Here is an 11,171-nt window from a genome sequence, read left to right on the forward strand (position 1 = left end):
TTGATGCGATACGATCGTATCGCGAAAGCCGAGTGGAGGATCCCTTACGTGAACGACCTTGTGGAACCCAACATCGGAGCCGCGTTCCGCGGGCCGCGGCTCGGCCACTTCCGCGACGCGCCCGCCTTCGCGCGCTTCCGGAACGCCTACGACAAGGCCATGGCCGACCTTCCCGAACCCGATCAGACCTGGGACGTGGAGACTCGCTTCGGGACCGTCCGGGTCTATCGCTTCGGCACCGGCGACGGCGTGCCGCTGCTGCTGTTGCCGGGGCGCACCGCGTCCACCCCGATGTGGGAGTCGAACCTGGCCGGCCTGATCACCCAGCGGCCGGTTTACACGGTCGACCTGCTCGGCGAGCCCGGCCTCTCGGTGCAGACCCGGGCGTTCGCGAGCTCGGCCGACCAGGCGAGCTGGCTGGCGGAGCTGTTGGACGGGCTCGGTCTCGACCGGGTGCATCTCGTCGGGGTATCCATCGGAGGGTGGAGCGCCTTTCACCTGGCCCTGCGGGTCCCGGAGAAGATCGCCTCGGTGAGCCTGCTCGATCCCGCCAGCCTTTTCGGCCGGATCACCTGGAAGGTCGTCGTCGTCTCGCTGGGCTCGGTGGTGCCGTTCTTCCCCGAGTCGTGGCGGCGGTGGTTGCTGAGCTGGATCTCCGCCGGGGCCGACGCCTCCGACGACGAACCCGTCGCCAACCTGATATCTGCCGGGATGCGGGACTTCACCGCCTTCCTGCCGCCGCCTACGTACCCCACGGACGAGCAGGTGGCCGGGGTCGGCGCGCCGGTGCTCGCGCTGATCGCCGGACGCAGCATCATCCACAATCCGCGCAAGGCCGCCGCGCGTGCCCGCCGCCTGCTCCCCCGGGGTGTCGTCGAGCTGTGGCCGGACGCCTCCCACGCCATCAACGGGGAGTTCCCCGAGCGCGTCAACAGCCGGATCCTCGCCTTTGCCGACGAGATCGACAGCGCCGACCGCCCCTACGGCACCGGCCGCGCCGGCGACGCGCAGTGACGGGTGCGGCGCCTCAGCCGGACTGCTCGCGCAGTTCCTTGGTGGCCGAGCGGTAGGCCCGGGCGACACCCGTGAGGATGCCCAGCATCAACGGCACCTGGTCCGGCGTGTAGTCCCCGCGGATCTCTCCCAGGTGCCGTTCGGACAGGATGCGGGTGGCGTGGTACTCGGCCATGCCACCTTCCACCAGCTCCACGGTGACCATGCGCCGGTCGCGCTCGCCGCGTACCCGCCGTACATATCCGGCCTTCTCCAGGCGGTCGATGAGCCGGGTCGCGGAGGCGGACGGGAGCCCCAGTTCCTCGGAGATGGCACCTACGGAGAGCGGGCCGCGCATCTCCAGCAGGATGAGGGCGGCCACGTCGACGTGGTGCACGCCGAGCCGGTCGGCGATCGCCTCGATGTGCAGCATGACCGCGATCAGGAACTCGCGGAAGACGTCCTCTTCTGGGTGCTTGTCGGTCACTCGCCCCAATGTACTTCACAGCGATGTATCTTTGAATCGAAGTAACTTCGTTTTGGAGATAAAATGGACGTTGTCGTCATCGGCGCGGGTGTGGGCGGCCTGGCCGTCGCGCGGAGCCTGCTGGCCGCCGGTCACCAGGTGCGGATCTTTGAGCAGGCGCCGGCCCTGCGAACGGGCGGCGCGGGGCTGAGCATCTTCAGCAACGGCGCCGCGGTGCTGCATGATCTCGGGGTCAGCCTTGACGGCGTCGGCGGCCGGTTCGACCGGATCGACGCACTGACGGCGGACGGCCGCCTGCGGCTCAGCTCCGACATGGCCCACGCGGCCGAGCTCTACGGTTTCCCGAACAAGTCGATCTCCCGCCGTCTGCTGCTGGAACGGCTGTCCGAGGGGCTGCCCGACGACCTGATCAGCTACGGCACGGGCTGCCGGACAGTGACCCAGGACTACGACGGGGTCACGGTGACCTTCGACGACGGCTCGACGGTCACAGGGGACCTGCTCGTCGGAGCCGACGGCCACCACTCGGTCGTCCGGCGCGAGTTGTGGGGCGACGTCCCCATCCGTACGGCCACCTTCGGCACCTGGCAGGCCCTGAGCCGGATCGACATCGAGCTCACCCGTACCCACCTCCACCTCATGATCACGGGGAGGGAGGGTGCGTGCGGGATCATCCCCGCCGGGGACGGCAAGCTCCAGTGGTGGTTCGACGTGCGCTGGTCCCCCGGCGAACCGCGGCCCGCCGCGCCGCTGGCCGAGCTGAGGCGCCGCTTCGGCCACTGGGCGTCGCCCGTCCCGGAGTTGCTCGCCCAGGCGTCCGAGGACGATCTCGACTTCTTCGGTCACCACTGGCAGAAGGTGCGCCGGGAGTGGGGCAAGGGCCGCGTCACCCTGCTCGGCGACGCCGCCCACCTCATGCCGCCCACCCTCGGGCAGGGCGCCAACCAGACCCTGGAGGACGTGTGGGTGCTCGGGCGCGAGCTGGCCAAGGGCGGTGACCTGGCGCAACGGCTACGGGCCTACGAGCGGGCCCGCTACCCGCACGTCAACCTGGTGTCCCGGCTGGCCAGGCGCAGCCCCGCCAACTGGCGGATTCCCCCGTTCATCGGCCGGATGTTCCCCGAGACGTCCCAGAGCGGGATGCTCGCCCGCTTCAGCAACCGCCTCACCGCCCTCGCCCACTGAGAGCGGGGCTTCAGGGTCTGCCGAAGGCGAAGCGGAGCATGCCCTTGTCCATGCGGGCCATACCGGGGATCACCCGCATGATCCGGCAGCGGATCCGTTCGCCGGGCGGCATCTTCGCCACCTCGGGAGAGCTGATGAACCGTTGTCGCTCGACGAGCCGCAGGTCGGAGTTCCAGCGCTCCACGTCGTGCGGGTCGTCGAACCCCTCGTTGACCGGAGCTCCGATCGCCTTGATGGCCGGCACGACCTTGCGCATCATCCGGCTGGAGAGTCGGGAGAAGCCCAGCAGGAGGATCTCGCCGCGGTCGAAGTGGGCGGTGATCCGGCGCAGCAACCTGATGAACGTGGGCCTGGTCATCCACGGGTAGAGCCCGTCCATGACCACCACCACCGGCCGATCCGCCGGCAGTGCCTCCAGCCAGCCGTCCTCGTCGAGCGACAGGGCCAGCGGGTGGATGCGGTCGGTCCCGGCGTAGAGCTGCGCGCGTATGGCCATGATGGCGGGCAGGTCCACGTCGTACCAGTCCACGCCGGGTGGCGGGGCGATCCGGTGGCCGCGGCTGTCCAGGCCGCAGCCGAGGTCGAGCACGACCGCATCCGGGTGGCGGTCGATGAACCGGCGCACCCATCGGTCGAAGTGGACGGCTCTGATGCTGACGTTGAGCCGTTCCTTCTCCTCCAGCCGGGGAGTCGGCTGGAGGCGCTGCCAGTCGTAGTCGAGGGCCTGGGCGGCCTTCTCGGCGTACGGGTCGTCCAGGATCGGGTGGTCCGACCTGGCGTCGAGTGCTCGTGCGTGCAAGGTGATGAGGGAGGTCTCTTCGATGCCGGAGAGTCCGGCCGTACTGATGCCTGGCATGCCAACCCCTTTACCGACGTTAGCTTAAATATGACATGTGGCCTTACTTCACGCCATCGGGTTAAGATTTTGAGGGATTACGTGATTTCTGGTTAAGGTGATCAAGTGGATCCGGTACGGTCGATGCGTCGCGGATGGGAGGGAGGGTGCGGATGTCGGGGGCCGAGGAGACGCAGTCGCGCCCGCGGCGCGGCAGGCCGCCGGGGAACCGGCGCGCGCTGATCCTGCGCGAGGCCGCCCGCCTGTTCCACGAGCACGGATTCCACGGGACGAGCATCATCCAGATCGGCGCCGCGGCCGGGGTGAAGGGGCCGACGGTGTACCGGCACTTCCCCGACAAGAACGCCGTACTGGTCGCCCTGATCGAGCAGAGCGCGGAGCGCTCCGAGGCGGAGATCGCCCGGATCGATCGCGAGGGCGGGAGTCCGCGCGAGGTTCTGGAGCGGCTGGTCCACGCCCAGGTCCGCCAGGCCATCGACGACGGCCCGCTGTCCGCGGTCGCCGCCCGCGAAGTGCGCAGCCTGTCCCCCGAGACGAGCGAGCCGCTGCTGCGCCGCGGACGGGCCAACTTCCAGGAGTGGGTGAGCCGAATCGTCGGAGCGCGCCCCGAGCTGACCGCGGACGAGGCGCGGACACTGACGGCGGGCGCTAAATGGCTGATCTTCACCGTCGCCACCGGTCACGCGGGGCTCGACGATCAGCTTTTGTACCGGCTCATCGTCCGTATGACACTCGGGCTGCTCCTGCCGGAGCGCCCGTTCCGGGCCCCGGCGACCGCGGTGACGCGCTCGCCCCTGGCGGGCGGCGACCGGCGCGAGCTGATCATCCGGGAGGCCGCGCGCCTGTTCGTCGAGAAGGGCTACCACGCGACCGGCATGGACGAGATCGGTGAGGCGGTCGGCGTCACCGGGCCGGCGCTCTACCACCACGTCAACGGCAAGGACGAGTTGTTGCTGGCGATACTGCGGGCCGAGGCCGACCGGGCCGAGGCCGAGGTCGCGGAGACGTACCGCGTGGACGGTCCGGCGGGACAACTGCTGGAGGCGCTGGTACGCACGCGGGTGCGCAGGGCGCTCACCGACGCCCACCTCATGGCGGTCGTCGACCGGGAGTCGCACAGCCTGCCGCCGTCGCGGCGGCAGGCTGTGCTTCGCAGTCAGCGGATCAACCGTGAGGAATGGGTGCATCTCATTGCCGAGTCGCGTCCGGACCTGTGCGATGCCGAGGTCCGCGCGATGGTCGACGGAGTCAGGGCCCTCATCTTCGGTCTCGTCACGTCCGGCACGTCACTCGTCGGCGACCGGCTGGAGGCCGTGGCGCTCGACGCGGCGCTCGCCGTGTTGTTTCCGAGGGAGGACGCGGCCGGTTAGAGGGGGTCAGCCACTCCCCGGCGCCGGCCGGCGGGAGCCCCCGCGTACGCGGCTATTGGCGCTTGCAGAGGTCGGCCGGCGGCTTGCCGAGGGCCACCAGGAGGGCGTTCTCGATGAACCGGCTGGTCTCCTTCTTGGCCCCGAGCTGGGACTGCGTCACGGTGCCGGTCACCGCGACCCCCTTCTTGGGCACGTAGACCTGGAACGCGCCGAAGAAGCCGTTGTGCCCGTACGCGGTCTCGCCCGCCACGGTCAGCCGGGCGATGCCCAGCCCGTACGGCGCGCCGGCCTTGACGCTCTGCGGGGTGCTGCGCAACATCGTCCGGAGTGTCGCCGGACGCTTGAAGACCTTGCCCTCGAACAGGCCGCGCATGAACCGGTTGAGATCGGCCCCCGTGGAGACCAGGCCGCCGCCGCCGAACGTGTCGAACGTCGGGTTGAAGTCGTAGGTGTCGCGTTCGCCGATGTAGTTGTGGGCGCGCGGGCCGCGGTGCGGCTCCCACCATTCGAGGTAGGTGCGGTCCATCTTCAGCGGCTGTAGCAACAACGACCGGTACAACCGGTGCAACGGCTTCTTGGCGGCCTTCTCGATGACGAGCCCGGCCAGGACGTAGCCCGTGTCGGAGTAGTGGTACCCCTTGGCGGGGGCGAAGTAGGGCTTGCCCGAACGCAGCGCCCAGTCCACCAGTTCCCGCGGCTTCCAGGTCTTGTCCGGGTGATCGAGCACGTACTGGAACCATTTCTCGTTCTCCACGTAGTCGTACAGACCGGCGGTGTGGTCGAGGAGTTGCCGGACGGTGATCCGGGATCCGTACGGGATGCGCGCGACCAGCTTCCGGTCCAGGTATCGGCCGATGGGGGCGTCCAGGCGCAGGTCGCCGCGTTCGGCGAGCCGGAGGGCGACGGCCGCGGTCATCGTCTTGGTGACGCTGGCCGTCCGGAAGGCGTCGGAGGCGCGCAGGGCGCGTCCGTCCAGCTCGTACACGCCGGCCGCGCCGTCGAAGCGCCGGCCGGGCCCGGTCACGGTGAGGATCGCGCCGGGTACGGGCGGCGTGACGACGCCGTCCAGCAGACAGCGGAGCTGCGCGTTCGTGGTGTCCTGGCCCGCGGCGGGTACGCGTGCCGTCCGGGCGAGGGCCGGTGCGGCGAGGCCGCCGCTGAGCACCACGCCGGCCAGGACGGCGCCGAGCACCCGGGACTTCTGGACACGATGGCTGATTTTTGACCGCATGGCCAGGATTTAATCCAGCTGGTATGAGTGAGACAAGAGGTTCGCGCGGATTCTGCGGTTTCCCACACACCGAGGAGGTGCCGCCATGCCCGACTCCGGCTGGGACGATTCCCTGCTCCCCCGAGAGCGCGAGGTGCTGGCCCTGATGGCCGACGGCTGGTCCAACACCGGCATCGCCGACCAGTTATATGTGTCGCTGAGCGCGGTCGAGAAGCACGTCACCGCGGTGTTCGCCAAGCTCGGGCTGCCCGCGTCGGCGGCCGGCAACCGCCGGGTCCTGGCGGTGCTGCACTACCTCGCGGCGACCGGCCGGACCGGCGAGCGGGCCGGCGAACGACGGCCCTGACCGGGGGTGGGGGAAACCGTACAGTCGCCGGCCGGAGCTTGCCGTACGACGGCCCAGCGGCTTGAATCCTGGCCATGCGGTCAAAAATCGATCAGGTCGGCCAGAACAAGGCCTCGTTCATCGAGGAGGCCCGGCGACGGCAGATCGTGGAGGGCGCCATCTCCACCATCGCCAGCGCCGGGCTGCCACAGGCGTCGCTGGCCCGGATCGCCCAGGACGTCGGCGTCAGCAGAGGCGTGATCTCCTACCATTTCGCCGGCAAGGACGAACTGATCCAGCAGGTCGTCAATGCCCTGTTCGCCGAGACCAACCGGTTCATCAAGGCCCGGGTGGACCGGGCACCGGACGCCCCGCACCGGCTGCGTGCCTTCATCGAGGCCAGCTTCGAGTTCATGGCGGCCAACCGCGCCAACTTCGTCGCGCTGGTGGACATCTGGGGCAGTTTCGGGTCACCGGAGGCCAAACGCCGTTTCAACGCCGACATGTACGACCCGTGCCGCCGCCACCTGGAGGGCATCCTGCGGCGCGGCCAGGAGAACGGCGACTTCCGCGACTTCTCGCCACGTACGCTGGCCGCCACCGTCCAGGGCGCGATCGACGGCGTGATGCTCCAGTGGGTCTTCGACGAGGCGGCCGTCGACCTGGCCGACTGCGCCGCCGAGCTGGCGATGATGTTCGACATGGCCACCCGGCGGCGGGCGTGACCACCGCACCGCCGTCCGGCGGGCGGGCGGCCGGGGACATCGCGGGTGGCCTCGGCGGATTACTCCGGGACCGGGCCGCCGCCCACGGCGACCGGGTGTTGTTCCGCTTCGCCGGCGTCGAGACCACCGTCGCGCAGGTGGAGGAGCGGACCGACCGGCTGGCGAACGTACTGGCCGCGCGCGGCGTACGCCGGGGTGACCGGGTCGCGGTGATGCTGGGCAACGGCGTCGGCTTCCCGGTCGCCTGGCTGGCGATCGCCAAGCTCGGCGCGGTGATCGTCCCGCTGAATCCCGGCTACCGCAGCGCCGACCTGGCCCACGTCGTCAAGGACTCAGGCCCGGTGCTGGCCCTGGCCGGCTCGGCCGCCGCCGCCGAGGCGCTGCTGGCGCTGGACTTCGGCGAGGTCGGGCTGCTCGACCCCGCCGACGCCGGGCCCGCGCCCGAACCCGTCCGGGCCGCCGGCGCCTTCGACGCCGGTGCCGCGCTGGCCGCCGCGTCCGGCGTACGAGACCTGCCCGACGTCGGCTGGGACGACCTCGTCAACCTCCAGTACACCTCGGGCACGACCGGGTTCCCCAAGGGCTGCATGCTCACCCACCGCTACTGGCTGCACCTGGCCGAACTCGCGGCCGACGTCGCCGCCGTCACACCGGCCGACGTGGACCTCACCGCGCAGCCCTTCTACTACATGGATCCGCAGTGGAACACGGTGTTGTGCCTGCTGACCGGCATCCCGCTGGTGATCCTGCCGCGCTTCTCGGCCTCGGGCTTCTGGCCGTCGGTACGCGACCAGGGTGTCACCTTCTTCTATGTCCTCGGCACGATGCCGTTGCTGCTGCTCAAGCAGCCGCCCGACGCCGAACTGGACCGGGCCCACCGCGTACGGCTCGTCCTGTGCTCGGGCATCACGCCCGCCCTGCACGCCACGATCGAGGAACGTTGGGGCGCGCCCTGGCGGGAGGCGTACGGCAGCACCGAGGCGGGGGTCGTGCTGGCCGTCCGGCCCGAGGACACCGCGTGCGTCGGCACCGGCGCGATGGGACGGCCCGTCCCCGGCAAGGAGGCCAGGGTCGTCCAGGAGGACGGATCCGACGCCCCGGACGGCGAGGTCGGCGAGATCGTGGTACGCGGCGAGCCGATGCTGACCGGCTACTGGAACCGGGACGAGCCGCTGCTGCGCGACGGCTGGTATCCCATGGGCGACCTCGGCTACCGGGACACACGCGGCCACTACCACCTGGTCGGGCGGCTCAAGGAGATGATCCGGCGCGGCAGCGAGAACATCGCCGCCGCCGAGGTGGAGGCGGTTCTGGCCGATCACCCGGCCGTGCGCGCCGCCGCCGTGGTCCCGGTGCCCGACGAGCTGTTCGGCGAGGAGGTCAAGGCGTTCGTCCAGGTCGCCGAGCCCGTCGAGCCGCGCGAGCTGGTGGCCTACGTCCGGGCGCGGCTGGCCGACTTCAAGACGCCGAGGTTCGTGGAGTTCGTCGAATCGTTCCCGATGACACCGTCCGAACGCATCGCCAAGCACCTGCTGCCCGCCGTACGGGGTGGCGCCTACGACTCCCGGGAGGACCTCCGATGAGCACCGATCTGCGGGTACGCCGCGCCGGCTCGGCCCTGGTGGTCGCCTTCGACCGGCCCGAGGTGCTCAACGCCTTCCGGCAGCGCACGTACGGCGAGCTGGTCGCCGTACTGGACGAGGCCGCCCGCGACGACACGGTGGGCGCGGTGGTGCTCACCGGCACCGGCCGCGCCTTCTCGGCCGGCACCGACCTGAAGGAGGCCGGCGCGCAGTTGGCCGCGGGGTCCGACGCCGACCTGGTCGAACGGACCGCCGCGCTCCAGGACCTCACCCGCCGCTTCACCGCCCACCCCAAGGTGATCATCTCGGCGGTGAACGGGATCGCGGTCGGCGTCGGCGTGGAGCTGGCCATCGCCAGCGACCTGCGCCTGGCCGGTCACGCCGCCTCGTTCGCGTTCAAGGAGGTGCACCGCGGGCTGTTCCCGAGCAACGGCGTCCTGTACGCGCTGCCCCGCCTGATCGGCCACGGCCGCGCGGTGGACCTGCTGCTGTCGGGCGAGACCGTCGGCGCCGCCGAGGCGTACCGCGCCGGGCTGGTGAGCCGGCTCGTCCCCGACGCCGACCTGCTCGACACGGCGCTGGAGCTGGCCGAACGCATCGCCGCCGCGGCGCCCACCCCGGTACGCCTGATCAAGGAAGCCATGCACCGGGTCTGGGAGCTGGACCTGGAAGAGGTGCTCGACCTGGAGACCGAGGGGCTGCTGGCCTGCCTGCGCGGCCGTGACGTGCTCGAAGGCGTCCGATCCTTCGTCGAACGGCGCCCCGCCGTCTACCGCGGCAACTGACCGCCACGCGGCGGGACGCCGACCGCGCCCGCCGCCCGTACCGCCCCCGCGATCACCCGAGACCCCGGCCCGCCCATGGGCCGGGGTCCGATCTCCCCTATCCCAGAACAGCAGGGAGCCGAACGCCATGACCGGGCACGACAGCGGAGGATCGCTCCGCCGCGGACTCAAAAGACGACACATGACCATGATCGGGCTTGGTGGCGTCATCAGCGCCGGCCTGTTCGTCAGCAGCGGCAAGGTGATCGCCGACACCGGCCCGGCGGCGCTGGTCGCCTACGCCCTGGGCGGACTGATCGTCATCCTGGTGATGCGGATGCTCGGCGAGATGGCCGCCGCCCGGCCCTCGGCGGGTTCGTTCGCGGACTACGCCCGCACCGCCCTCGGCCCACGCGCCGGGTTCCTGGTGGGCTGGTGCTACTGGCTGTTCGCGATCGTCGCGGTCGCGTTCGAGGGCGTGGCGGGGGCCAAGCTGCTGCACTCCCTGTCCGGCGCCGTCCCGGTGTTGCCGACGGCCGTCGCGCTGCTGGCGGCGCTCACCGCCGCCAACCTGGTCTCGGTACGGTTGTTCGGCGAGACCGAGTTCTGGCTGGCCTCGGCCAAGGTCGTGGTGATCGTGGCGTTCCTCGGCGCCGGCGCGCTGTACGTCCTGGGACTGTGGCCGTCCGACGGCGCCGGGGCCGGCCTCGCCGCGCTGACCGGGCACGGCGGATTCGCCCCCAAGGGCTGGGGCGCGGTCCTCACCGCCCTCGTCACGGTGTTGTTCTCCTACTTCGGCGCGGAGATCGTCACCATCGCGGCGGCCGAGTCGGCCGAACCCGCCAAGGAGGTCGCGCGGGCCACCCTGCGGGTGGTGTGGCGGGTGCTGATCTTCTACGTCGGCTCGGTGCTGGTCATCCTGCTGATCGTGCCGTGGAACCGCGTACCGGCCAACGGCACCGACAGCCCGTTCGCCACCGCCATCGCCAGGCTCGGCGTCCCCGGCGCGGCGACCCTGATGACCTGGGTCATCCTGGTCGCGGTCGTGTCGGTGATGAACGCCGCGCTGTACGCCGCCTCGCGCGTCCTCTGCGCGATGGCCGCCCGCGGCGACGCCCCGGCCGCGGCGGCCCAGGTGCGCGCGTCCGGGGTTCCGGGGCCCGCGCTGCTCGGCGGTTCCGTGCTGGCGCTGGCCCTGATGGCCGCCGCGTTCGCGGCCGGCGACGACGCCTTCGACCTGCTGATCAACACCGCCGGGCTGCTGGTGTTGTTGCTCTACGTCTTCGTGGCGCTCAGCCAGTTGCGGTTGCGCCGCCGTATGGAGGCCGAGTCGCCCGAGTTGCTCCGGCTGCGGATGTGGGGTTTCCCCTGGTTGAGCCGGGTCGTGGTGGCGCTGCTCGTTCTGGCGTTCGCCGCTGTGGCCTCCTCCGCCGGGGCGCTCCCGGTCGTCGGCGCGGTCGCGGCGGCCGTCGGCGGCACTCTGGTCGCGTACGAGTTCAGGTCCCGCCGCAAGGAGGCCGCCGAGGCCGTCCACGTGAACAGGCTCTGAGCTTGTTCTTTATCCTCCGGATTGTTGTGCTAAGCGGCGGGTTGATCGTTTCCCGGACAGCAAGACGGCCTTGAGTGATCATGTGCGGTGTCGAGTCGCTACT

At 70.8% G+C, this 11,171-nt stretch carries 11 protein-coding genes; 8 read left to right on the forward strand and 3 right to left on the reverse strand.

Annotated features, from left to right (window positions below; all coding sequences use genetic code 11):
* The first annotated feature begins 48 nt into the window (after nucleotides 1-48).
* Nucleotides 49-1,014 (forward strand): alpha/beta fold hydrolase, encoded by a 966-nt coding sequence (locus tag IEZ27_RS41225; RefSeq protein WP_229824798.1) that lies wholly within the window; start codon nucleotides 49-51, stop codon nucleotides 1,012-1,014.
* Nucleotides 1,015-1,027: 13 nt separating this feature from the next.
* On the opposite strand, the gene IEZ27_RS41230 is transcribed toward IEZ27_RS41225, so the two are convergent.
* Nucleotides 1,028-1,480: a MarR family winged helix-turn-helix transcriptional regulator gene (locus IEZ27_RS41230; RefSeq protein ID WP_189652223.1), complete on the reverse strand. Its 453-nt coding sequence runs from the start codon at nucleotides 1,478-1,480 to the stop codon at nucleotides 1,028-1,030.
* 63 nt (nucleotides 1,481-1,543) lie between these two features.
* On the opposite strand from IEZ27_RS41230, the gene IEZ27_RS41235 reads away from it, so the two are divergent.
* Nucleotides 1,544-2,665: an FAD-dependent oxidoreductase gene (locus IEZ27_RS41235; protein WP_189652224.1), complete on the forward strand. Its 1,122-nt coding sequence runs from the start codon at nucleotides 1,544-1,546 to the stop codon at nucleotides 2,663-2,665.
* A gap of 10 nt (nucleotides 2,666-2,675) precedes the next feature.
* On the opposite strand, the gene IEZ27_RS41240 is transcribed toward IEZ27_RS41235, so the two are convergent.
* Entirely contained in the window at nucleotides 2,676-3,521 is an 846-nt protein-coding gene (locus IEZ27_RS41240; protein WP_189652225.1) for a class I SAM-dependent methyltransferase, read from the reverse strand.
* 152 nt (nucleotides 3,522-3,673) lie between these two features.
* On the opposite strand from IEZ27_RS41240, the gene IEZ27_RS41245 reads away from it, so the two are divergent.
* Nucleotides 3,674-4,891: a TetR/AcrR family transcriptional regulator gene (locus IEZ27_RS41245; protein WP_189652226.1), complete on the forward strand. Its 1,218-nt coding sequence runs from the start codon at nucleotides 3,674-3,676 to the stop codon at nucleotides 4,889-4,891.
* Nucleotides 4,892-4,943: 52 nt separating this feature from the next.
* Here the strand turns inward: IEZ27_RS41245 and IEZ27_RS41250 are convergent, their stop codons facing one another.
* Entirely contained in the window at nucleotides 4,944-6,122 is a 1,179-nt protein-coding gene (locus tag IEZ27_RS41250) for a serine hydrolase domain-containing protein (RefSeq protein WP_189652227.1), read from the reverse strand.
* Between the two features lie 85 nt (nucleotides 6,123-6,207).
* On the opposite strand from IEZ27_RS41250, the gene IEZ27_RS41255 reads away from it, so the two are divergent.
* From IEZ27_RS41255 to IEZ27_RS41275, 5 genes are all read left to right on the forward strand, one after another.
* Nucleotides 6,208-6,468, forward strand: a complete 261-nt coding sequence (locus IEZ27_RS41255; protein ID WP_189652228.1) for a helix-turn-helix domain-containing protein — start codon at nucleotides 6,208-6,210, stop codon at nucleotides 6,466-6,468.
* Nucleotides 6,469-6,542: 74 nt separating this feature from the next.
* Nucleotides 6,543-7,172 carry a TetR/AcrR family transcriptional regulator gene (locus tag IEZ27_RS41260; protein WP_189652229.1) on the forward strand — a complete coding sequence of 210 codons (630 nt, stop codon included), beginning with the start codon at nucleotides 6,543-6,545 and terminating at the stop codon, nucleotides 7,170-7,172.
* On the forward strand, nucleotides 7,169-8,755 hold the full coding sequence (locus IEZ27_RS41265) for an AMP-binding protein (protein ID WP_189652230.1): 1,587 nt from the start codon (nucleotides 7,169-7,171) through the stop codon (nucleotides 8,753-8,755). The genes IEZ27_RS41260 and IEZ27_RS41265 overlap by 4 nt, the downstream gene beginning before the upstream one ends.
* Nucleotides 8,752-9,540: an enoyl-CoA hydratase/isomerase family protein gene (locus tag IEZ27_RS41270; protein WP_189652231.1), complete on the forward strand. Its 789-nt coding sequence runs from the start codon at nucleotides 8,752-8,754 to the stop codon at nucleotides 9,538-9,540. The genes IEZ27_RS41265 and IEZ27_RS41270 overlap by 4 nt, the downstream gene beginning before the upstream one ends.
* A gap of 181 nt (nucleotides 9,541-9,721) precedes the next feature.
* Nucleotides 9,722-11,068, forward strand: a complete 1,347-nt coding sequence (locus tag IEZ27_RS41275; protein WP_189652232.1) for an amino acid permease — start codon at nucleotides 9,722-9,724, stop codon at nucleotides 11,066-11,068.
* Nucleotides 11,069-11,171 lie beyond the last annotated feature (103 nt).

It is taken from the genome of Nonomuraea spiralis, assembly GCF_014648435.1.
GTDB classification, from domain to species: Bacteria; Actinomycetota; Actinomycetes; order Streptosporangiales; family Streptosporangiaceae; genus Nonomuraea; species Nonomuraea spiralis.